The sequence below is a fragment of the Microvirga sp. BF8 genome (assembly GCF_059888585.1).
Genome location: NZ_CM187619.1, coordinates 2,742,029 through 2,764,680, shown reverse-complemented (window position 1 = coordinate 2,764,680; position 22,652 = coordinate 2,742,029). Strand labels below are relative to the sequence as shown.

Below are 22,652 nucleotides of genomic sequence, written 5' to 3'. Positions count from 1 at the left end.
AAGACGCCGATGGATATGCATCTCAGCAAGTCGTAGTCCTTGTCCATCGCCGCATTCGGCTCGTCATTGCCGCGTCGGCCTCAGATGGAAAGGAAATCCCATGAAGCTCTACTTTTCTCCCGGAGCCTGCTCTCTCGCCGTGCACATCGTCGCCCGCGAAGCGGGGATCGGGCTCGATCTGGTAAAGGTCGACCTTGCCAGGCATCGGCTGGAGGGCGGCAGGCCTCTCGAGACCGTGAATCCCAAGAACTATGTCCCCGCCCTCGAGCTGGACAATGGCGAGATCCTGACCGAGGCCGCGCCGCTCCTCCAGTGGCTGGCGGACCAGTCCGGCGATCGCGATCTCCTTCCGGCCCATGGCACGCTGGAACGGTTCCGGGTTCAGGAATGGCTGAATTTCATCGCGACCGAACTGCACAAGAGCTTCAGCCCATGGCTTTGGCATCCGGAGACGGAGGAGGCGACCAGGAAGGCGGTCCATGCGAAGCTCGCGGCACGGTTCGCCATCCTCGAGGACCGCCTTGGCACGAAGCCGTTTCTCGCCGGCGAACGGTTCACGGTGGCGGACGCCTACGCCTTCACCATTGTGAGCTGGTCGAAGCTCCTGCACGTGGATCTCAAGCCATTCCCGCGTCTCGCCGCCTATCTGGACCGGATCGCTGCGCGTCCGGCCGTGCGAGAGGCGATGCTGGCCGAGGGCCTTCTCAAGCAAGCAGCGTAAAACAGCGGCTCAGGGCGCACGCGGCCGTGCGCCCTGCTCGGCTCCCATCAGAAGCAATCCGGGATCATCCCATGCCATCGCTGGAACTCGTCAGCCATCATCTCTGTCCCTATGCGCAGCGGGTCGCCATCGTGCTCCACGAAAAATGCGCAGCTTTCGTCAGAACCAACGTGGACCTCGGAGAGGGACCCGACTGGTTCAGAGCCCTGTCGCCCCTCGGCAAGGTCCCGCTTCTGAAAGTCGGCGAGGAGGTCCTCTTCGAATCCGCCGTGATCTGCGACTATCTCGACGAGACCATCGCGCCGCGCCTTCACCCGGCGGATGCCTTGCGGCGCGCGCAGCACCGGGCCTGGGCGGAGTTCGCGTCGGCAGTCCTCAACGATATCGGCAGCCTCTACAACGCGCCGGACGAGACGTCTTTCCATGCAAAGGCAGGCGACCTGACGCGCCGGTTCATGAAGGTCGAGGATGCCCTGGATGCGGGGCCGTACTTCGCAGGAGCCCGCTTCAGCATGGTCGATGCCGCTTTCGGTCCGGTATTTCGCTATTTCGACCTGTTCGACAGCGTGACCGGTCCCGGGATCATCGGCGACCTGCCCAAGGTCAGCGCCTGGCGCCAGGCTTTGGCGAAGCGCGAAAGCGTGCGTCTCGCGGTCGACGCCGGATATCCCGGGCGCTTGCGGACCTTTCTGGAGACGCGCCGCTCCTACATGGCGGCATGGATGGCCGGGCCGTCCTCCCGGGACGCGCGTTGACGAGCGGGCCCGGAAAGGCGGTCGCGGATCGTCGCGCGCCTACACGAACTGCGACAGGCCGGGGACCGCGCCGACGATGGGGCCCATCACGTCCTCGCCGGCCTTCTCGCGGCCATAGGCGAAGAGCTCGCGGCCGAGCGGCTGCATCTGGCCCATGGAGACGCCTGCGCCCATCAATTGCCCGCCGAGCGCCATGACGCCGCCGCCCATGGAACCCACCATCCCCATGAGACCGCCACCGCCGCCGCTGCCGGCCTGCGCGATGGCCTCCTCGGCTCCCGGCAGCGCCGCGATGAGCTGATTGACCTCGTTCGCCGGACCTTCCTTGCGGAGAAAGGCGAGAATGAGCCCGATGGCTTTCTTGGCCGTCGAGGCCTCGAGGCCCGTTTTCTCGGTGACGCGGGCGATGAGCTCTTCCATGGGAATCTCCTTGGGTGACGTTGGAGCGGATAATTCGCGCTGGACGGATTCGAAATCAAGGCGTGCGGCAGTGGAAACCCGAGGATGGATTCCTTAAAGTGGCAGAGGCATTTGGAGGACCATGATGCTTCAGGACGGCAAGATCTTCATCGGCAAGAGCACCAAACCGGAATACCTGGATCTGGCGCTCGCCAACCGCCATGGTTTGATCACCGGGGCGACGGGCACCGGGAAGACCGTGTCCCTGCAGGTTCTCGCGGAAGGGTTCTCCCAGGCTGGCGTCCCGGTCTTCGCTTCCGACATCAAGGGCGACCTGTCCGGCATCGCGGCGCAGGGCAATGCCAAGGATGCCTTCGTGAACCGCGCGAAGGAGATCGGCATCGACTACAAGGCGGACCGTTTTCCGGTCGTGTTCTGGGACCTGTTCGGCGAACAGGGCCACCGGGTGCGGGCGACCGTGTCGGAGATGGGACCGCTTCTTCTCTCGCGCCTGCTCGACCTCAACGACACGCAGGAAGGCGTGCTCAACATTGCCTTCCGCATCGCCGACGAGCAGGGCCTGCTGCTCCTCGATCTCAAGGATCTGCGCTCCCTTCTGCAACTCATCGCCGACAATGCGCAGGAGCTGACCACCACCTACGGCAATGTCTCGAAGGCCACCATCGGCACCATCCAGCGCCAGCTTCTCGTGCTCGAAAATCAGAAAGGCGACGAGTTCCTCGGCGAGCCCGCCCTCGACATCAAGGACCTGATGCGCACCGACCGTGACGGGCGCGGCATCGTCAACATCCTCGCCGCCGACAAGCTGATGGCCAACCCGCGCCTCTACGCCACGTTCCTGCTGTGGCTGATGTCCGAGCTGTTCGAGGAATTGCCGGAAGTCGGTGATCTCGACCAGCCCAAGCTCGTGTTCTTCTTCGACGAGGCGCATCTCCTGTTCGCCGACGCGCCCAAGCCCCTGATCGAGACGGTGGAGCGGGTCGTCCGGCTCATCCGCTCGAAAGGCGTCGGCGTCTATTTCGTGACGCAGAATCCGGCCGACGTGCCGGAGACGGTGCTGGCGCAGCTCGGCAACCGGGTGCAGCATGCCCTCCGCGCCTATACTCCGCGGGAGCAGAAGGCCGTGCGCGTCGCAGCGCAGACCTTCCGGCAGAACCCGGCCTTCGACACGGAGAAGGCGATCACCGAACTCGGCGTCGGCGAGGCCCTCGTCTCGACGCTCGAGGGCAAGGGGGCTCCATCCATGGTGGAGCGGACTCTCATCGCCCCGCCGATGGCGCAGGTCGGCCCCATCGATGCGTCGGTGCGCCAGCAGATTGTCTCCTCCAGCGTCCTGCGCGGAAAGTACGAGCAGTCCATCGATTCCGAATCCGCCTACGAGATGCTCGCCAAGCGCGCGGAAAAGGCCGCCGCCGACGCGCAGGCCGCCCAGGGCGGCGGTGGAATCCTCGACATGCTGGGCAGCCTCTTCGGCACCGGCGGTCCGCAGCGCAAGGGCACGATGACGGTCGGCCAGCGTGTCACCCGCGAAGTGACGCGCACCGTGGTGAACCAGACGGTGGGCACCCTGGCGGCCGAGATCGGCAAATCCATCGCAGGCCGCCAGGGCGGCTCCATCGGCCGCGCCATTGTGCGCGGGACCCTGGGCGGTTTGCTGCGGCGGTAGTTTCCCTCGCCGTCGTTCCGGCGGACGGCCCTCTTCGGGCCGGGCCCGCACCTCACAAACGCGCCCGGTTCAGGACAATGCGCGGCAGCACCATAGCCTTGAGCTCCGCTTTGCTCACCTCGGAGCCACGGACGTTGATCCCGTTACGGCAATCCGGAATGACAGCGTAACGGGATCAACCTCCGTCGTGCCGGAGAAAACGCAACGGCAGCCACAGCGCTTCATTCTGAAACGTCAGCGTTTATGGGTTCCGGACTTGCCTGACGGCAATCCGGAATGACAGCGTGAGGGGATCGACCTCCGTCATTCCGGAGTGAGCAAAGCGAGAGCCCAACCCGAAGGGCCGGGCGAAGCGGGAAACCCGTAGCCACCGGGCCTGAAGAATGAAGAGCAGCGGCAGCCGCTGCGCCTTTCTCGCGACGCTTCCGGCTTTGACAGATGTCTCTGATAGCGCAGCCCCGGGATGACAGCAGCGGTGCGCCGGACCGGGGAGGCGCCTCATCCCCCTTGCCGCACCCTTTCGTTCGGCGCACCTTGTCGCCCGCCTCGATTCGTCCAATGCAGCGGAAAGCCATGTCCCAGCTCGACCAAGTCCTCGCCAAGATCGATACCGACCTCGACTCTTCCCTGGAGCGGCTGTTCCAGTGGCTGACGATCCCGTCCATTTCGACCGATCCCGCCTACAAGGACCATTGCCGCAAGGCCGGCCAATGGCTGGTGGAGGAGCTGAAGGGGTTGGGCGTCGACGCATCCCTGCGCGAGACGGGCGGGCATCCGGCGGTGGTCGGCCATGCCAAAGGCGGCGCGAAGCCGCATGTGCTGTTCTACGGCCATTACGACGTGCAGCCGGTCGATCCGCTCGATCTGTGGGAGCGGCCGCCCTTCGAGCCGCGCATCATCACGCTGCCGGATGGCCGCAAGGCCATCAGCGCCCGCGGCTCGGCGGACGACAAGGGGCAGGTCCTGACCTTCGTGGAAGCCTGCCGCGCCTGGAAGGCCGTGACCGGCTCGCTTCCCATCGACATCACCTTCCTCGTGGAAGGCGCGGAGGAGGACGGCTCGAAGTTCCTGCCCGAGTTCATCGAGGCCAACAAGAACGAGCTGAAGGCGGACGTGGCGCTCGTCTGCGATACCGGCATGTGGGACCAGAACACGCCTGCCATCACCTCTTCCTTGCGTGGCATGGTCTACGAGGAGGTGATCGTGCGGTGCGCCGATCGCGATCTGCATTCGGGCTCGTTCGGCGGCGCCGCGCGCAATCCGATCCATGTGCTCTCGAAAATCATTGCCGCCATTCATGACGACACTGGCCGCATCACCATCAAGGATTTCTACGAGGGCGTGCACGAGACGCCGACGCAGGTGCTCGACCAGTGGAAGAAGCTCAACCTGACGGAGGAAGAATTCCTCGGCCAGGTCGGCCTCAGGCATTCCGCGGGCGAGAAGGGACGCCTGCTGCTGGAGCAGATCCAGTCGCGCCCGACCTGCGACGTGAACGGCATCATCGGTGGCTATACGGGCGAGGGCACCAAGACGGTGATCGCAGCCGAAGCGCGCTGCAAGATCTCGTTCCGTCTCGTGGGCGACCAGGACCCCGAGAAAATCTCCGCGAATTTCCAGGCCTTCGTGCGCGAGCGCATTCCCGCCGATTGCTCGGTGGAATTCATCCATCACAAGGGGTCCCGCGCCCTCGCGCTGCCGCACGATTTCTCGGCGCTCACAGCGGCGAAGAGCGCCCTGCACGACGAGTGGAACGTGGATCCCATCGTCATCGGCATGGGCGGCTCGATCCCGGTCGGCGGCGATTTCAAGCGCACGCTCGGCCTCGATACGCTCTTCGTCGGCTTCGGCCTCGACGACGACCGCATCCATTCGCCGAACGAGAAATACGACCTCAAGAGCTTCCACAAGGGCACGCGCTCCTGGGCGCGCATCCTGGCGGCGCTGGCGAAGTAAAAGCCGTGTACGAGCTCTTCATCGCCAACAAGAATTACTCGTCCTGGTCCTTGCGTCCCTGGGTGCTGATGCGCGAACTCGGCCTTCCTTTCAAGGAGCGTCAGATGACGTTTGCGGAGGGGTCGAGCTGGGAGTCGTTCCGGGACTTCTCGCCGACCGGCCAGGTGCCGTGTCTGAAGGACGGCAACACTCTCGTGTGGGATTCTCTCGGCATCACGGAATATCTCGCCGAGCGCCATGAAGGTGTCTGGCCGGCGGACGCCACGGCGCGGGCCTGGGCCCGCTGCGCGGCGGCCGAAATGCATTCCGGATTTGGGACGTTGCGGAACCGCTGTCCGATGAATTGCGGCATCCGCGTGCAGCTCGACGGAATGCCCGAGGCATTGAAGCGGGATATCGCCCGCATCGGTGAATTGTGGAACGAGGGGCTTTCCCGCTTCGGCGGCCCCTTCCTTGCCGGAAAATCCTTCACCGCACTCGATGCATTCTTCGCGCCGGTCGCATTCCGTATCCAGACCTATGGCTTGGCTCTCGATGACGTCTCGATGGCATATGTCGCGCGGCTTCTCGCTCTTCCCGCGATGCGCAGCTGGTACGCGGCCGCCCTTGCTGAGACCGTCCGCGAGCCGGGGCACGAGGCGGAAGCTCGCGAGTCCGGATTGTGGCTGGACGATCTGCGCGCCAAGCCGGTGGCGGCTTAGGTCGCAAGCAGGTCCTCGAGCGAAGACACTACGACGCGGGGCGCAAGCTCCGCGTATTCGTCCGGCAAACCGAGTCGGTTGATCCAGACCGCGTGAAAGCCGAAGGCCGTCGCGCCCGCGATGTCCCAGCGGTTGGACGAGACGAACACGATGTCCTCCGCCGTCGCGGAAAAAGCCTGGAGTGTAATCTCATAGGCGCGAGGATGGGTCTTGAAGACGCGCGCGGCATCGACGGACAGCACCGCATCGAGACTGGCGGACAGACCGGCCGAGGAGACGGCGGCATCGAGCATGCCGGGATCGCCGTTGGAGAGGATGCCGGTTCGCAGGCCGCGCTTGCGCAGTCCGTCGAGGGTCGCGCGAGCGTCCGGATAGGCGTCGAGGCTGCGATAGGCCTGCAGGAGCGCCGATCTCACTTGGCGGTCCACGTTCGGGAAATGCGCGAAGGCATAGTCGAGGGCCTGCTCGGTCAGAACCCAGAACGGTGCGTAGCGCCCGGCGAGGGACAGAACCCAGGAATATTCGAGCTGCTTTGCCCGCCATGTCTCTGAAAACCGCCCCGCGTCGAGGCCGACCTCGTGCATGTGGCGCGCGACGGCGGAATGGACGTCGAACAGGGTGCCGTAAGCATCGAAGACGACGGCCTTGGCGGAGACGGGGAGGGGTGCGAGCGAAGCCATGGCAAATCCTCTCATCGCACAGGGGCGCGTGCAATGGGCAGCAAATCAAGACCGTTCATGGGATCGATCACAAGTCTTTATGCCTGAGACGAAACAAGCGATTGACGCTCGCGCGGCGAGGGGATTCGATAGGGCAGCAACATTGACCTTGAAGGAAGTGACAAGTGGCCTGGTATTCGCAGACGTGGAATTGGTTCAACGGTGCATGGCATGAGGGCAATCCGCCCCTGATCGGACCTCGGTCCCATGTGTCCTGGCTCGCCTCGTCGGTCTTCGACGGCGCCCGCGTTTTCGAAGGCGTCGCCCCCGATCTCGACCGCCATTGCGAGCGCGTGAACCGCTCCGCCGCGACCATCGGCCTGAAGCCGACCATGGATCCCAAGGCGATCCAGGACCTCGTGCATGAGGGGGTGAAGAAATTCGCTCCCAACACCGCCCTTTACGTGAAACCCATGTACTGGGGTGAGGCGGAAGGCATCGCGACCATCTCGCCGGACCCGGAATCGACCCAGTTCTGCCTGTCCCTGTTCGAAGCGCCGATGCCCGTGCCCGGCGGCCTGTCGGTGATGAAGTCGAGCTTCCGCCGCCCGACCCTCGATTCGGCTCCGACCGACGCTAAGGCGGGGGCCCTCTATCCCAACAACGCCCGCGTTCTCCGCGAGGCGAGGGAGAAGGGCTTCGACAATGCCCTCGTGTGCGACGCCCTCGGCAACATCGCCGAGACTGGCACCTCCAACGTCTTCATGGCCAAGGACGGCGTGGTCCACACGCCGATTCCGAACGGCACGTTCCTCAACGGCATCACCCGCCAGCGCGTGATCAAGCTCCTGCGCGACGACGGCGTCGAGGTGCGGGAATCGGTCCTGCGTTACGAGGATTTCGCGACAGCCGACGAGATCTTCATCTCCGGGAACTATTCCAAGGTCATGCCGGTCCTGCGCATCGACAGCCGCGACCTCCAGCCCGGCCCCTTCTTCCACAAGGCCCGCGAACTCTATTGGGCCTTCGCCCACGACAAGCGCCTCGGCAAGGCGGCTTGATCGTTGCGCTGAACCTCCTCAGCGTTCGCCATCGTCGTTCCGGGCTCGCCTGCGGCGCCCCGGAATGACGGTGTGGTTGTCTTCAACGAAATCGTGATCCGGCCCGCCAGCGGCTCTCCGCGCCTTGTGCCCTAGATGGCTTCAGCATTGCGGATGGAGCCTTCGATGCGCGTCGCCTTCGCCACCCTGTTCGCCCTCGGCCTGATGACCGGCGCGGCCAGTGCCGAATCCGTCGATCTGGAACTCGTCTTCGCCGCCGACGGCTCGGGCTCCATCGACAGCGACGAGTTGCGCCTCCAGCGGCAGGGCTGGGCGGATGCACTCACCAGCAAGGACGTGCTCGACGGCATCAGGGACGGGCCCATCGGCGCCATTGCCGTCGCCTTCATGGAATGGGGCGGGCCGAGCTCCCAGGTGCTCATCGTCGACTGGCATGTGATCCGCGACGGGGCGAGCGCCAAGGTCTTTGCGGACAAGCTCGTGAATGCGCCGCGGGGGGCCACGGGCTACAATTCCATCTCCAACGCCATCGACTTTTCCGTTCGCCTCGTGGAGACGAACGAGCATCAGGGCGCCCGCAAGGTCATCGACGTGTCCGGAGACGGGCCCAACATGAACGGACGGCCCCTCGATTCGGCCCGGGCGGAGGCCCTGGCGAAGGGCTTCACCATCAACGCCCTGTCGATCCGCCGTCCGGGGGGACGGCCCGGCGGCCCCGGCGGCATGGCACTGGAAGAGTACTATGCGCGGAACGTCATCGGCGGGCCGGGCGCCTTCGTCGAGATCGCCGACGAGACGCGCCCCTTCGCGGTGGCGGCCCGCCGCAAGCTGCTGACCGAGGTCGCCGGCCGCGACGCGCCTTCGCGCTTCGCCGCGCGGTGACAGCTCAGCGCCGCGCCAGCCGCACGCCGAGGACCTTCATGCCGCCGAGCAGCACGATTCCGTAGATCACCGCCCCGCAGGCGCCGAGAACGGCGAGAAGAATCTCGCTGCGCCAGGCCGGGAGGGTGGAGGTCCACTGGGAGAGCGGCGTGGGGGCGAGCCAGGCGAAGACGCCGAGGATGGCGCTCGCCATGGCGATGGCGGCGCAGGTCCTGATCAGGCCCGAGCTCGGGTCGTTCCAGCCCCGGCGGCGGGCGAGGATGAGGAGCAGGACCAGGTTGACCCAGACGCCGAGCGCCGTGCCGAGGGCCAGCCCGACGACACCGAACGGCCCCATCAGGACGATCTTCAGGAGCACGTTGGCGGCGACCGCCGTGAGCGAGGCATAGAGCGGCGTCACCGTGTCGGAGCGGGAATAGAAGCTCGCAAGGGCGGAGCGGATCAGCACGGCGGCGGGCAGGCCGATGGAATAGGCCGCCAGCGCCGCGCCGGCGCGGGACGCGGCCTCGGCATCGAAGGCGCCGCGCTGGAACAGGGCCGTCATGATCAGGTCCGGCATGGCGACGAAGGCCACCAGGAAAGGCGCCGCGAGCGCCAGCGTCAGCCCGACGGCGCGGTTCTGTGCCGCGTGGGCGCCCGCCTCGTCGCCGCCCGCGATGCGGCGGGTCATTTCCGGCAGCAGCACCGTGCCTGCGGCGATACCGATCACTCCGAGGGGAAGCTGATAGATCCGGTCGGCGTAATAGAGCGACGAGACCGCCCCCGTCGGCAGGAAGGAGGCGATGATCGTATCCGCGAAGATGGCGATCTGGACCCCGGCCGAGCCGATCACGGCCGGTCCCAGGGTCTTGAAGAAGGTGCCCATGGCCGGGTCGGGCCGCGGCGTCTCGAGGCCGGGCGCGATGTCCTTGCGCTTCGCGTCCCACCAGACGAGCGCGAGCTGCAGCACGCCCGAGACGGTGACGCCCCAGGCCGCCGCGTGCCCCGCATTCGGGAACAGGAAGGCCAGCGCCAGCGCCGCGATCAGGGAGAGGTTGAGGAGAACGGGCGCTCCGGCCGCCACCGCGAAACGCTCATGGGCGTTGAGGATCGCGGAGAGGATCGTGACGAGAGTGATGAAGAGGAGATAGGGAAACGTGATCCGGGTCAGCGTCACCGCAAGGTCGTATTTCGCCGGCTCGTCCGAGAAGCCGGGGGCGAGCAGGTCCACCACCGTCGGCATGGCGAGGAAGGCGAGCACGAGCAGGGCGATCTGCACGATCAGCATCAGGGTGGTGATGCGGCTCGCGAACGAGCGCGCCTTCTCCTCGCCTTCCTTCTCCAGCACCTGCGCGTAGGTCGGCAGGAAGGCGTTGTTGAACGCGCCCTCGCTGAAGATCTGGCGGAAATTGTTGGGGATCTTGAATGCGACCACGAAGGCGTCGGCGATCGGGCCAGTTCCCATCACCGCGGCGATCACCACGTCGCGGATGAAGCCGGTCAGGCGCGAAACGAGCGTCCAGCCTCCGACCGAGAGGATCTTCTTGAACATGCGTCAGGCCCGGCGCAACCGAGGATCGTCCTGGACGAGACTCGAGCTGACCTCGGCGGCACCGCCCACCCGTTCCTGCACCACATAGAGCGGGCGCCGCTTCACCTCCGCGAAGATCCGGCCGACATACTCGCCGACGATGCCGAGCGACATGAGCTGGATGCCTGAGAAGAACATGACGGAGACGATCAGGCTCGGAAAGCCGGGGAGATCGGTGCCGAAAAGAAGGGTCCGGATCAGGAAGTAGATGGCGGTCGCGATGGACAGAAACGAGATCAGGAAGCCGATATAGGTCCAGACCCGCAGGGGCACGGTGGAAAACGCCGCGATGCCGTCGAAGGCGAAGCGGAAGAGCTTGCGGAAGCTCCATTTCGAGGCCCCGTGCATCCGGTCCTCGACCACGAAGGGCACGCCCGTGTTCTTGAAGCCGATCCAGGCGTAGAGACCCTTCGAGAAACGCGCCTTCTCGCCCAGGCTCCGGAGCACCTCGACACCCTTCCTGTCGATGAGGCGGAAATCGCCGGCGCCCTCGGGCAGGCTGATCTCGCCGAAACGCGCGAAGAGGCGATAGAACAGATGGGCGAAGCCGCGTTTCACCCGGGTCTCGTCGGAGCGGTCGGTGCGCTGGCCGTACACCATGAGATTGCCTTCTTTCCAGCGTTCCACGAAGGTCTCGATCATCTCCGGCGGGTGCTGCAGGTCGGCGTCCATGATGACCACGGCGTCACCCCGGGCATGGTCGAGGCCTGCGGCGATCGCGATCTCCTTTCCGAAGTTCCGGCTGAAGGAGACCGCGCCGATCCGCGGTTCGTCGTGACTGAGGGCCTTGATGCGGCCGAGGGTGTCATCCTGGCTGCCGTCATCGATGAAGATCACTTCCCAGAGGGAGGTGATACGGTTCACGACGGGCAGCAGCCGCGCGCAGAGCGGCGCGATATTGGCGCTCTCGTTATGGACCGGGATGATGACGCTGAGTTTGGGCGACGCCACACAATGTTCCTTCGACCGGGATGTACCATGGATCCGGGCCGCATTGAGACCCGAGTTTTCTCTTTTGCTCAAGAGGGATAGGGTGCGGCATAGCCGATTTTGAGGTGATAATGAGTCTGCCCCGCCAGGTGGTGCTTTGCGCCGACGATTTCGGCCTGACGGACGGCGTCAGCCGGGGGATCCTCGACCTTGCCGAGCAGGGCCGCCTGTCCGCGACGAGCGCCATGACCAATATGCCGGGCTGGCGCCGCGCCGCGCCGGGCCTGAGGCCTCATGTGGGCAAAATCGGGATTGGCCTCCACGTCAACCTGACCGTCGGCGTGCCGATCCAGCCTATGCCGCACCTCACTCCGGACGGCGCCTTTCCGACCCTCGGCGTTCTGCTGTCGAATGCCATGCGCCGACGCCTGTCGGTCGAGGAAATCCAGGACGAGATCCGCCGCCAGCTGGTGGCGTTCGAGGCGGTCCACGAGGCGTTGCCCGACTTCGTCGACGGCCATCAGCATGTCCATGTCCTGGCCCCGGTCCGGCAGGCGCTGTTCTTCGTCCTGCGGGAGAGGGGCTATGCGGGACGGGTCTGGCTGCGCGATCCGTCCGACCGGATCGCTTCGATCCTGCGCCGGCCGGTCAGTCGCGGCAAGGCGCTGATCGTCACGGCGCTGGCGAGAGGATTCAGGTCCCAGGCCCGCGCGGCCGGTTTCGACACCAATGACGGCTTTTCCGGCTTCGCGCCCCTCGACCTGACGATTGAGCCCCGGCGTGTCTTCGAGACCTCCCTCACCGATCTCGGACCCTGTCCGGTGGTGATGTGCCACCCGGGCTACGTGGATGATGAATTGCGCGGCCTCGACCCCGCCGTGGAGAGCCGCCCCGAGGAACTGTCCTACCTGCAGTCGGAGGCATTCGGGCACTTGCTCGCGGAGCGGGGGATTGCCCTCGTCGACAAGCCGACGTTTCAAGAGCGCTCGGGCCAAAGGTCCGCATAAGACGTGGAAAGGACGAACGGCAAGCACGGACGTCCGGAACAACCATGCATGTGGATAAAGCACTGAAGAGGGGGAACCATGAGGACGGCCATCATATTCGACTGCGAGTTCCTCTGCGTCCAAGGCTCGCAGAGCCGGTTCTGGTGCGGCGCTCACGACCCCGACCCGGTGATTGCCCAGATCGGTGCCGTGAAGCTGGGGCTGGAGGGTGATTTCCCTCTCTTGGATACGCACAAGACCTACATTCGGCCGGTCGACCGCTTCGGCAACAGCTATGCGATCGACCCGTACTTCACGAAGCTGACCGGGATCACCGGAGACGATATCCAGACCAAAGGGATACCGTTGCAGGAGGCCCTTGCCGACGTTGATCGCTTCTCGGGCGAAGCGCTGTTCTGGTCGTGGGGCAAGGACGAACTGAACATGATCGCCATCAGCTGCTATGTGGCGGGCATTCAGCCGCCCATTCCCGCCCACCGATTCGACAATGCGGTCAAGCTCGTGATCGCGGCTGGGATGCCGATCGAGGATATCGCGAAGACGCCCAGCAACAGGCTGGCGGATTACTATGGCGTCGAGCACCCTCCGCTGCAGGGGCACGATGCGCTCGACGATGCCCTTTCCGTAACATACGCGCTGCAACATCTGTTGAGGGCTGGAAGGCTCGCGCCGGAAATCTTCCAGCTCTCCTAGCCATTCAATCCACCTGGGTGGCATGGCTCCAGTCCGTCGGTGCCAAAAGAAAGGGGCCCTGAGGGGCCCCTTCGCAATCGCAAAAGATGTCCGCTTACCGCGTCGCGGTCTCGAACATCTCTTCCACGTGCTCCCAGTTCACGAGGTTTTCCAGGAACGCCTTGAGATAGTCGGGACGGCGGTTGCGGTAGTCGATGTAGTAGGAATGTTCCCACACGTCGCAGCCCAGGATCGGCTGGGCGCCGTGGACCAGCGGGTTCTCTCCGTTCGCGGTCTTCATGATCTGGATCTTGCCGTCCTTGACGGCGAGCCAGGCCCAGCCCGAGCCGAACTGGCTGACGCCGGCCTGGATGAAGTCTTCCTTCATCTTGTCGACAGAGCCGAGATCCTCGACGATCTTCTTCTCCAGCTTGCCGGGCAGGGCACCGCCGCCATTCGGCTTCATCCAAAGCCAGAAATGGATGTGATTGTAGTGCTGGCCGGCGTTGTTGAAGAGTGCCTGGTTCTTGCCGAAGGAGCCTTTGACGACCTCCTCGACGCTCTTGCCCTCGAACTCCGTGCCCTTCAGAAGGTTGTTGCCGGTGTTCACGTAAGCGGCATGGTGCTTGTCGTGATGATATTCGAGCGTCTCCCGCGACATGTAGGGCTGCAGGGCGTCGTAGGCGTAGGGCAATTCGGGCAGAGTGAACGACATCGGCGTCTCCTTAGAGTTGAGCGACCTGCGGGTTAGTTAAAGCGGCAAGGCCCCGAGGGCAACGGCCAAGCTTCCGACTTTTTTCCGGCCAATCTTTTCTTGATATGGCCTTTGCCCTATAAAAACCTAGCTCTGCCTTTTGAGAGATTATGTTTTGCGTAACGGAGACAGGATGGTCATCGCCCTTTTCGCCCTGGCCTTTGCGATGATCGTCGGCGGCCTCTTCGCCGCGATTCTTGGCTGGGATATCGTTCTCGTCGAGCGCGGTTGGACCATGGTCATCGCAGGCAGCATCAGCGCCGCCAGCGGTGCGCTGCTCCTGGGCGTCGCGGCGGTCGTGTCACGCCTGTCCCACATCCAGGCCGAACTCATGCGCCTCCAGGCCAACCTCGTCGAGGACGAGGAACCGGCGAATGTGGCGGACGCCGCGGCCGGCATGTCGCTGGCGGCCCTGGCTGGAGGATTGCTCGCGAAATCTGCATCCGAGGCGGCGCCCTCCGATGTGGCCGAGGCGGCGAAGAGCGAGCAGCCGTCCTTGCCTCTCTTCGGCGAAACCGCGTCATCGGTAGCCGCGCCGGAGGCGGAGCGCCCGCCGGCCGAATCCGAAGTCGTCCCGGAGCCGCCGCCCGCGCCTCGCGAAGGCTTCGGCCAGGGGCGCTTCTTCGAGCCGAGGCCGGTCCATGAGCCCGAGGCTCCCGCAGAGGCGGGCACCGCGACCTCTGCCCGGGAAGAGGCTGCCGCGGAGGAGGGCGGCGAGCCCGAGGTGCGCATTCCGGACTTCCTCATCGCGGAGCGCTACCGCGAGACGACCTACACCGAATTTTCCGTGATCGAACCCGAACCGGCCGGATCTTCCGCCGAACCCACTCCCGAGCCCGAGAAGCCTTCAACCGTGCCCGGGCCCGAAATCCCGACCCGCGAGGACGACATTTTCGAGCCGGAGCCATCGCACGGCGCAGGCGCGGAGACGGGTGCCGGAGTCGAGGCTCCGTTGGAGGAGCAGGCCGCAGCGGAGCCGGAGAGCGGCGCAACCGTGATCGGCACCTACAATTCCGGTGACAACCGCTATGTGATGTATTCGGACGGGTCCATCGAGGCGGAGACCCCGCAGGGCATGTTCAAGTTCAAGTCGCTCGACGAGCTGAAGGAGTTCATCGCCACCGGGGAGGGCGGGACCCGCCTTACTTGAGGAGCGCCGACAGGACGCGGAAATCCTCCGTCCCGGCTTTCTCGAGCCATTCGAAGATCGCCATCTCGGCCGTAATCCAATGGCAGCCCGCGTGGAGCAGGCGGGCGCAGGCGGCGGCGACGCTCGCAGGCGCCCGGCTCGACACCGCATCGCCGACGACGAAGACCGCAAGTCCCATGGCGTGAAGGCTGAGCGCGGTCTGCAGCACGCAGACGTGAGCCTCCGCGCCGCAGAGCACCATCTGGTCGCGACCGCTGGCCCGCAAGGCGGCGACACTGTCCGCGAAGGCCCTGTCGCCTGTCGCGGAAAAACTCGTCTTCGGCACGATCAGCGCATCCCTGGGAAGCGCGTCCAGCACCGGGGGGACCGTGTGCCCCAGACCCTTCGGGTACTGCTCGGTGACGGTCACCGGAATGCCGAGACGTTCCGCGCCGCGCAAGAGCAGGTTCACCCGTGGCAGCAACGCGTCGCCGCCGTCAATGGCCGGCATGAGCCGCTGCTGCATGTCGATGACCACAAGGTGTGAGCGGGCGGCGTGCAGCAGCATGCGTCAGGCCTCCGGATTGAACAGCGCCGTCTGTTCGGGAATGGGCATCGTCATGTGAAAGCGTAGCCCGGATTCGTCATAATCCATATCCACTTCCGCGTTCAGCTGCGCACTCAGAACCCGCTGCAGGAGGCGCGTGCCGAATCCCTGGCGGGACGGCTCGGTGACCCGTGGCCCGCCTTGCTCGGTCCAGGAGAAGACGAGGACGGGTTTTCCCGTTTCCGCTTCCTCGACGGTCCATTTGACGTGCACCTGGCCTCCGAAGGTCGATAGCGCGCCGTGCTTGGCGGCGTTCGTGGTCAGCTCATGAAGGGCCATCCCGATCGGCACGGCCGCCTCCGACGGCAGCTCGACGGTGGGGCCTTCGATGGTGACGCGGTTTCTCGCCTCGTCCTCATAGGGCCCGAGCTCGGTCTGGATCAATTCGTCGAGAGAGGCCTTCTGCCAGTAATCCTCGGTGAGGAGGTTGTGCGTGCGGGCCAGCGACACGATGCGGCCGACGAAGCCCTGGTAGAATTCCTCGATGCTCGATGCGGTGCGAGCCGTCGAGCCGACGATGGCCTGGACCGTGGCGAGCGTGTTCTTGACCCGGTGATGAAGCTCGCGGATCAGCAATTGCTGACGGTGTTCCGCCTGCTTGTAGCGCGTGATGTCGATATTGACGCCGACCATGCGCAGGGGCTTGCCGTCCGCATCGTAGAAAAACAGCGCGATCGTATCGATGGTGTGGACGCTGCCGTCGGGCCGGCGCATGCGATAGACGAGATTCACCTCGCCGTCGTGGCGTGCGAGCGCCTCCTGCATCACTTTGTTGGCGGGCCCCAGGTCTTCCGGAAGGACCTTTTCCTCCCAGGCGGCGAAATCGCCCTTGAAGCTGCCGGGCTCGACGCCGAACAGGCGCTCCTGCTCTGGGGTCCAGGTGACTTTTCCCGAAGGCACGTCCCAGTCGAAGACGCCGATGCCGGCGGCGCGCTGCGCCAGCGAGAGACGCTCCTCGCTGTCGCGCAGGGCCTTCTCCGTCTCCTTCATGTCGTGGATGTCGACGCTCGTTCCGACCCAGCCGGTGAATTCGCCTTTCGCATCGTGCAGCGGCGCGGCTCGGATCAGGTGCCAGCGATAGACGCCGTCGGTCGACCTGTAGCGCGCCTCCGTCTCATAGGACGAATGGGTGCGAATGAGGCCCTTCACGTCTTCCAGGATCTTGGCCAGGTCGTCCGGATGGATGGCGTTCATCCAGCTGTGTCCGAGAGCCTGTTCCGGCGGCAAGCCGGAATAGGTGACCCATCGCTGGTTGGTATAGGTGAGGTTGAGGTCCGCGCGCAGGATCCATACGAGGGCGGGCAGGGATTCCGCGATGATTTCGAACCGCGCCTGCGTTTCGCGCAGACGGCTCTCCGCCCGCGCCTTTTCGATGGCGATCCAGGTCCGCTTGGCTACGTCCTCGATCAGGGAAATGTCGTCGTCGGCCCAGGAATGCGGCTCGGATGAACTGATGTAGAGAAGTGCCTTCAATTCACCCTGGTTGAGCAGCGGGACGGTCACCGTCGTCCTCACGTTCAGGGTGGCGTAGAAAGACTGGATGGGCGCGTCGCTCAGGCGTGGATCCGTCTTGACGTCGGCGATCGCGAGGGTGCCCCCCTGCTCCAGGTCATCGACGACCCAGGACGGGAGATCGCGGAAGCGATGGCTGCGGCCCTCGTTGCTGATCACCCCCCGCGACCATTCGCGCTCCACCATGACCACGTCGCGCGCCCTGTCGTATTCGCCATAGCCGACGCTGTCGACCTTCAGGAGACGGCCGAGGCTCTGGGCGGTCGCTTCCATGATGTCGTACGGATCCTGGAAGTCCCTGAGCCGGTCGTTGAGATTCAGGAGGAATTCCTGGCGATGCTGAGCGTGCAGTGCCTCCTCGCGGATTCTTTCACGCTCGCTCAGATCCTGCGTGATGCCGACCAGGCGGACAGGCGTGTCGCCCTCGTAGAAGGCCCGGCCCTTGACGAGGATGCGCCCGATCCGACCGTCGGGTCTCAGGACGCGATGCTCGACGTGATAATCGGTCTTGGTCGCGAGGGCGTAGGCGATGGCCTTCTCGATGCGTTCCACGTCGCCGGGATGCTGAAGCCTCCGCAGGCGCTCCAGGGTGAGGCTTTCATCCGACGCAAGGCCGAGATGGGCCTTGCACGTCGCATTCGCCACGATTTCGCTGCCGGAGAGATCCCGCTCCCAGGAGCCGAACTTTCCGAGATCGAGCGTAAGGCGCAGCTTGCTGTTGGCACGGCGGAGGGCGCTCTCCGTTTCGTTCAGGCGGGCCACGAGGTCCGCAAGCCGGCTCTCATCGTCTCCCTCGAAGGAGACGGCGCCCTGGAGGGTGGTTTGGCTGCCTTGTCCGGTCATGGACGTCTGCTTTCGATCATCGTCTGCGCGGGTCCGGACCGGCTCCGCCGGGTCCCGTCGACCCATTCATCCTTACTACATCGAAAATGTAAGAGAGTTCCACTCAGCTTTGGAATCCTTCGACACAGATGAGGGCGAAGGCATAGGTCAGGGCGACTTCTTCCAGGCGGTCGAAACGGCCGGCGGCTCCGGCGTGGCCGGCCTCCATGTTGAGCTTGAGCAGGACCGGGCCACCGCCGGCCATGGCGGCCCGCAGCCGGGCGACCCATTTCGCGGGTTCCCAATAGGTGACCCGCGGATCGGTCAGCCCGCCGAGCGCCAGGATCGCCGGATAGGCCTGCGGCCGGACATTATCGTAGGGCGAGTAGGAGAGGATGGTCCGGAACGCGGCCTCGTCGTCGCCCGGATTGCCCCATTCCGGCCATTCCGGCGGCGTCAGCGGCAGGTCGGCGTCGAGCATCGTGTTGAGGACGTCGACGAAGGGCACTTCGGCGATGATGCCGGCGAAGAGATCCGGCGCGATGTTGGCGACCGCACCCATGAGCATGCCGCCCGCGCTTCCGCCATGGGCGACGATGCGCCCGCGGGCCGTGTATCCCTCCGCGATCAGCGCTTCCCCGACGGCGATGAAATCCGTGAAGGTGTTCGTCTTCTTCTCGCGCTTGCCGTCGAGATACCAGCGCCAGCCCTTTTCCGTTCCGCCGCGGATATGGGCGATGGCATAGACGAAGCCTCGGTCGACAAGGGACAGGATGTTGGTGCGGAACCCGGCCGACATGGAAACGCCATAGGAGCCGTACCCGTAGAGCAGGAGCGGTGCGGAGCCGTCGAGCGTAACCTCGCGCCGATGGACGATGGAGACCGGCACCTGCTCACCGTCCGGAGCGGTGGCGAAGATGCGGCGGGTCACATAATCGTCCGGATTGTGCCCGCTCGGGACTTCCTGCCGCTTGCGCAGGGTCCGGCTTCCCGTCCTCAGGTCGTAGTCGATCACCTCACTCGGAGTCTTGAGGGAGGAGTAGCGGAAGCGGATGACATCCGTGTCGAACTCGTAGCCCGGATCGACGCCCAGCGAATACGTGTCCTCGTCAAAGGCGATGGTCTCTTCGTGTCCCGTTGCGATGGTGCGCAGAACAATGCGCGGCTTGGCGTCTTCCCGTTCCAGGCGCACGAGATGGCGCGCCAGAGCCATCACGAACAGGATCATGGTTCCGGGCCGATAGGGAACCAGGTCCCGCCAATGGGCGCGCTGCGGTGTCGCGACGGGCGCGGTCATGATCTTGAAGTCTTCCGCCCCATCCGCGTTGGTGAGGATGATGAGGTTGTCGCCGTGATGTTCCACATCGTATTGAAGCTGTGGCGTGCGGGGCTCCACGAGCCGCGGCTGGGCATAGGGATCCGACCGGTCGAGCAGCCAGACTTCCGACGTCTCGTGATCGCTGGCCTCGATCAGAACATAGGCGTTGGACTGGGTGACGCCGACCTTCACGAAGAAGCCGGGATCCCGCTCCTCATAGACGATCTCGTCCGCTCCAGGGGCCGCGCCGAGGATGTGGCGCCTGACGCGTACTGGGCGGTGATTGTCGTCGAGTTCCACGTAGTAGAAGCCCGAGGAATCGCCGAGCCAGACGGCATCGCCCGAGGTGCGGGGCACCGAGTCGCTGCGATCCCGGCCGGTTTCGAGGTCGCGCACCTGGATCGTGAAGTATTCGGAACCCTTCACGTCGGCCGACCAGGCCATCAACCGATGGTCCGGCGAATGATCGGCGCCGCCGAGGTCGAAGAAGGAATGGCCGTCCGCCTCCCTGTCGCCATCGAGCAGGATCGTCTCCGTGCCGCCGTCGCGCGGCATCCGGCCGACGAGCGGGTGCTGCCCGCCTTCCCGGTAGCGGGTGAAGTAGGAGAACGGGCCGTCGGGCGCCGGGACCGAGGAATCATCCTCCTTGATGCGGCCGCGCATCTCCGCGACGAGCTTCTCCTGGAACGGCTCCGTCCCCCGGAATGCTTCCGCCGCATACGCGTTCTCTCGCTCCAAGCATCGGCGAATGGAAGGGGACAGGGCGTCGGGGTCCTTCAACACCTCCTTCCAGTTGTCAGCCTTCAGCCAAGCGTAATCGTCGCCGATTCGCACGCCATGAACCTCGTATTGATGGTCTTTGGACGGGATCGTGGGCGCAGGCGGCAGCGGAGGCGGCGACAGACGTTCGCGTTTCATCGGGGAAATCCAGTTTCGAAGGTGTGCCGGAAAGGCTAAGCCATCTCATACATAACTCAGATTTGCCGTTCCAGGTCCGCGGCCGACCTTTAGGCAAATGCCAAGCAATTCGAGCAAACGATTTCTAGCTACTTCTTCCGGTTGAGAAACTGCGAATTTTCTCATCCTGTTTACCTATGGTGATGGTTAAGACTTTTAACCGCACGGTTTTATTGGGAGCTCTAAGATGATATAAAGTTTTTTGGAAGATTTCAGGTCGAACATCTTGTAATCGGTAGGAATCTAGCATAGGTGGTCGGGCGGGCACGATTTCTGTGCGATTACGATGCGGTTGAGAGGCGAAGCAAGCAACGTCTCTCGTGAAACTATCCCAATATGAGCTTGCTCTAGGTTTGGGTAGAGTCCGGGGTCGGAAAGGAAGAAAAGTACAATGAGTGAAACCAGCGCTGCATCGAATTACATTGAACTGGCGGCGGATATCGTGTCGGCGTACGTGAGCAACAACTCGGTTCCTACGGCGGAACTGCCCGCGTTGATCAATGAGATCCATTCCGCCCTGATTCGCGTCGGCGGTGGCACCGCCGAGACACCGCTCGAGGCACCCAAGCCCGCAGTTCCGCTGAAGAAGTCGGTGACGCCGGATTACATCGTCTGTCTTGAGGACGGAAAGAAGTTCAAGTCCCTCAAGCGCCATCTGCGCACGCAATACAACATGACTCCCGAGCAATATCGCGAGAAGTGGAACCTGCCGGTCGATTATCCGATGGTGGCTCCGAACTATGCCCGGGCCCGGTCCGAGCTGGCGAAGGAAATGGGTCTCGGGCAGCAGCGTCGCAAGCGCCGTTCCGCCCGGGCTTGAGACGGCCCGTCCGGACTTTCAAAGGGCCGCCCGCCAGGGGCGGCCTTTTTCGTTCATCGAGCCACGGCCCGGTTGGGCTGTGATGGACCGGCCTCCCGCGCGAATTGCTTGCGATAAGCCGCTGGACTCGTGCCGAGCCTTGTCCGGAAGTGGTGGCGCAGCGTGACCGGGGAGCCGAACCCGACCGCGGCCGCAATGTCCTCGACGCTCGCCGCCGTGGTCTCCAGCAGTTCCCGGGCGCGCTGGAGCCTCTCCGCCAGCAGCCACTCTCCCGGCGGCATACCGGTTGCGGCCTTGAATCGGCGCAGGAAGGTGCGCGGGCTCATTCCGGATTCATTCGCGAGCGTGGCGATGGACTGCGCCTCCGCAAGCCGTGCCCGCATACGGTCGAAGAGGGGGCCGAGGCGCATCCCTTCCCGTGCCGGCGGCACCGGCCGCTCCACGAACTGCGCCTGCCCGCCCTCCCGGTGCGGCTGGACCACGAGCCGCCGGGCCAGGCGGTTGGCCATCTCGGGCCCGAAGTCGTGGCGGACCACATGCAGGCACAGATCGATCCCCGCAGCGCTCCCGGCCGATGTCAGGACGCTTCCCTGGTCCACATAGAGGACGTCCGGCTCAACCCGGATGTCGGGGTAGTTCTTTGCGAGCAGATCCGCATAGCGCCAGTGAGTCGTGGCGCGCCTGCCGGAGAGCAGTCCCGCGGCAGCAAGCACGAAGACGCCCGAGCAGATCGACATCAGCCGTGCCCCGCGCGCATGCGCCTGCCGCAGTTTCGCGATCAGTTCCGGCGGGACCGGTTCGGCCGGGCCATTGCTTGCGGACGAGCGGGGCCTGCTTTCCGCAGGATGCGGCGACGCTCCCCGCCAGCCCGGAATGACGATGGTGTGCGCCTGATCGAGGAGCTCCAGCCCGCCATCGGCCATGACCTGGAAGCCGCCGGTGGCGCGCAGAGGGCCGGGATCGACCGCGCAGACCGCGAAGCGATACCAGTCCGGCCCCATTTCCGGACGCGGAAGGCCGAAGACCTCGACCGCGATTCCGAATTCGAAGGTGCAGAGCCGGTCATAAGCGAGCGCGACGACGAGACGGTTTGGCATGATCTGATCGTACATTGGCGATAGCGCCACTTTCCACCATGCCTCGCTTGCGGAAGTCTCGCCACGGGTTTTCCACAAGGAGTTCGACATGCCCCAGACCCTCGCCAACCCTGTCACCGGCATTGCCGCCGCATCGCCTGCCGAGGCCGCCGCGCACTTCGACCGCCGCCTGTCGCTCGAGACCGATTGCGCCGACGTGTACGAGGCAATGCGACGGGACGATCCCGGCTTCGCGCTGCTCGACGTGCGCGGGCCGGTGTCCTACGCCGAGGCGCATGTTCCCGGCGCGCTGAACCTGCCGACGCGGGAGATCGATGCCCGGCGTCTCGGGGACTGGCCGGCGGGCACGCTGTTCGTCGTCTATTGCGCCGGGCCGCATTGCAACGGCGCCGACAAGGCGGCCCTGAAGCTTGCTTCCCTGGGCCGCGCCGTGAAGGTGATGATCGGCGGCCTGACCGGCTGGGCGGACGAGGCCTTTCCCGTCGCGACCGGTTCCGAGCCCGGCGATCCGCGGCCCGCCAGGGCCGCGTGAAACCGCACGTTTCCAACGGAATTCCGCTCTTCGCACCGGGAGGGGCGGGCCCTGCGTCTCCGTCCCCAGACTTATCCACAAGAGGCGCTGCGCCTTGACAGGTA

21 protein-coding genes are annotated in these 22,652 nt (G+C 64.9%); 12 read left to right on the top strand and 9 right to left on the bottom strand.

The window, feature by feature from the left end:
* Positions 1 to 100: 100 nt before the first annotated feature.
* A complete protein-coding gene (gene gstA / locus AC522E_RS13210; protein ID WP_500746720.1) occupies positions 101 to 721 on the top strand; it encodes a glutathione transferase GstA in 621 nt (206 codons plus the stop codon).
* Between the two features lie 71 nt (positions 722 to 792).
* Positions 793 to 1,476, top strand: a complete 684-nt coding sequence (locus AC522E_RS13205; RefSeq protein ID WP_500746719.1) for a glutathione S-transferase family protein — start codon at positions 793 to 795, stop codon at positions 1,474 to 1,476.
* Between the two features lie 39 nt (positions 1,477 to 1,515).
* Here the strand turns inward: AC522E_RS13205 and AC522E_RS13200 are convergent, their stop codons facing one another.
* Positions 1,516 to 1,896 carry a DUF2267 domain-containing protein gene (locus AC522E_RS13200; RefSeq protein WP_500746718.1) on the bottom strand — a complete coding sequence of 127 codons (381 nt, stop codon included), beginning with the start codon at positions 1,894 to 1,896 and terminating at the stop codon, positions 1,516 to 1,518.
* 124 nt (positions 1,897 to 2,020) lie between these two features.
* On the opposite strand from AC522E_RS13200, the gene AC522E_RS13195 reads away from it, so the two are divergent.
* The 3 genes from AC522E_RS13195 (at position 2,021) to AC522E_RS13185 (ending at position 6,219) form a co-directional block, all read left to right on the top strand.
* Entirely contained in the window at positions 2,021 to 3,562 is a 1,542-nt protein-coding gene (locus tag AC522E_RS13195) for a helicase HerA-like domain-containing protein (protein ID WP_500750690.1), read from the top strand.
* A gap of 573 nt (positions 3,563 to 4,135) precedes the next feature.
* Entirely contained in the window at positions 4,136 to 5,518 is a 1,383-nt protein-coding gene (locus AC522E_RS13190; RefSeq protein WP_500746717.1) for a M20/M25/M40 family metallo-hydrolase, read from the top strand.
* 5 nt (positions 5,519 to 5,523) lie between these two features.
* A complete protein-coding gene (locus AC522E_RS13185; protein ID WP_500746716.1) occupies positions 5,524 to 6,219 on the top strand; it encodes a glutathione S-transferase family protein in 696 nt (231 codons plus the stop codon).
* Here the strand turns inward: AC522E_RS13185 and AC522E_RS13180 are convergent.
* Entirely contained in the window at positions 6,216 to 6,899 is a 684-nt protein-coding gene (locus AC522E_RS13180; RefSeq protein WP_500746715.1) for a haloacid dehalogenase type II, read from the bottom strand. The two genes, AC522E_RS13185 and AC522E_RS13180, sit on opposite strands and share 4 nt — an antisense overlap.
* Before the next feature lie 164 nt (positions 6,900 to 7,063).
* On the opposite strand from AC522E_RS13180, the gene AC522E_RS13175 reads away from it, so the two are divergent.
* Together AC522E_RS13175 and AC522E_RS13170 are read left to right on the top strand one after the other, a co-directional pair.
* On the top strand, positions 7,064 to 7,939 hold the full coding sequence (locus AC522E_RS13175) for a branched-chain amino acid aminotransferase (protein ID WP_500746714.1): 876 nt from the start codon (positions 7,064 to 7,066) through the stop codon (positions 7,937 to 7,939).
* Positions 7,940 to 8,104: 165 nt separating this feature from the next.
* Positions 8,105 to 8,821, top strand: coding sequence for a DUF1194 domain-containing protein (locus tag AC522E_RS13170; RefSeq protein WP_500746713.1), 717 nt, complete (start codon positions 8,105 to 8,107; stop codon positions 8,819 to 8,821).
* 4 nt (positions 8,822 to 8,825) lie between these two features.
* On the opposite strand, the gene murJ is transcribed toward AC522E_RS13170, so the two are convergent.
* Positions 8,826 to 10,352, bottom strand: coding sequence for a murein biosynthesis integral membrane protein MurJ (gene murJ, locus AC522E_RS13165; protein ID WP_500746712.1), 1,527 nt, complete (start codon positions 10,350 to 10,352; stop codon positions 8,826 to 8,828).
* 3 nt (positions 10,353 to 10,355) lie between these two features.
* Positions 10,356 to 11,342, bottom strand: coding sequence for a glycosyltransferase family 2 protein (locus AC522E_RS13160; RefSeq protein WP_500746711.1), 987 nt, complete (start codon positions 11,340 to 11,342; stop codon positions 10,356 to 10,358).
* 110 nt (positions 11,343 to 11,452) lie between these two features.
* Between AC522E_RS13160 and AC522E_RS13155 the strand changes: the two genes are divergently transcribed.
* A complete protein-coding gene (locus AC522E_RS13155) occupies positions 11,453 to 12,328 on the top strand; it encodes a ChbG/HpnK family deacetylase (RefSeq protein WP_500746710.1) in 876 nt (291 codons plus the stop codon).
* 78 nt (positions 12,329 to 12,406) lie between these two features.
* A complete protein-coding gene (locus AC522E_RS13150; RefSeq protein ID WP_500746709.1) occupies positions 12,407 to 13,021 on the top strand; it encodes a 3'-5' exonuclease in 615 nt (204 codons plus the stop codon).
* Between the two features lie 94 nt (positions 13,022 to 13,115).
* Here the strand turns inward: AC522E_RS13150 and AC522E_RS13145 are convergent, their stop codons facing one another.
* Positions 13,116 to 13,715: a superoxide dismutase gene (locus tag AC522E_RS13145; protein ID WP_500746708.1), complete on the bottom strand. Its 600-nt coding sequence runs from the start codon at positions 13,713 to 13,715 to the stop codon at positions 13,116 to 13,118.
* Positions 13,716 to 13,887: 172 nt separating this feature from the next.
* Here AC522E_RS13145 and AC522E_RS13140 point away from each other — a divergent pair, with 172 nt between their 5' ends.
* Complete coding sequence (locus AC522E_RS13140; RefSeq protein WP_500746707.1) at positions 13,888 to 14,904, top strand: hypothetical protein; 1,017 nt, start codon at positions 13,888 to 13,890, stop codon at positions 14,902 to 14,904.
* On the opposite strand, the gene AC522E_RS13135 is transcribed toward AC522E_RS13140, so the two are convergent.
* From AC522E_RS13135 to AC522E_RS13125, 3 genes are all read right to left on the bottom strand, one after another.
* Positions 14,897 to 15,451, bottom strand: coding sequence for an isochorismatase family protein (locus tag AC522E_RS13135; RefSeq protein WP_500746706.1), 555 nt, complete (start codon positions 15,449 to 15,451; stop codon positions 14,897 to 14,899). The genes AC522E_RS13140 and AC522E_RS13135 overlap by 8 nt on opposite strands.
* Before the next feature lie 3 nt (positions 15,452 to 15,454).
* Positions 15,455 to 17,845 (bottom strand): PAS domain-containing protein, encoded by a 2,391-nt coding sequence (locus AC522E_RS13130; protein WP_500746705.1) that lies wholly within the window; start codon positions 17,843 to 17,845, stop codon positions 15,455 to 15,457.
* Between the two features lie 103 nt (positions 17,846 to 17,948).
* Complete coding sequence (locus AC522E_RS13125) at positions 17,949 to 20,060, bottom strand: S9 family peptidase (protein ID WP_500746704.1); 2,112 nt, start codon at positions 20,058 to 20,060, stop codon at positions 17,949 to 17,951.
* A 430-nt stretch (positions 20,061 to 20,490) separates the two neighbouring features.
* On the opposite strand from AC522E_RS13125, the gene AC522E_RS13120 reads away from it, so the two are divergent.
* The gene (locus AC522E_RS13120; RefSeq protein ID WP_500746703.1) at positions 20,491 to 20,919 is read left to right on the top strand and encodes a Ros/MucR family transcriptional regulator; all 429 of its coding nucleotides are present in this window, start codon (positions 20,491 to 20,493) and stop codon (positions 20,917 to 20,919) included.
* A gap of 53 nt (positions 20,920 to 20,972) precedes the next feature.
* Here the strand turns inward: AC522E_RS13120 and ftrA are convergent, their stop codons facing one another.
* A complete protein-coding gene (ftrA, locus tag AC522E_RS13115) occupies positions 20,973 to 22,016 on the bottom strand; it encodes a transcriptional regulator FtrA (RefSeq protein WP_500746702.1) in 1,044 nt (347 codons plus the stop codon).
* Positions 22,017 to 22,104: 88 nt separating this feature from the next.
* Here ftrA and AC522E_RS13110 point away from each other — a divergent pair, with 88 nt between their 5' ends.
* Positions 22,105 to 22,548, top strand: coding sequence for a rhodanese-like domain-containing protein (locus tag AC522E_RS13110; RefSeq protein ID WP_500746701.1), 444 nt, complete (start codon positions 22,105 to 22,107; stop codon positions 22,546 to 22,548).
* Positions 22,549 to 22,652 lie beyond the last annotated feature (104 nt).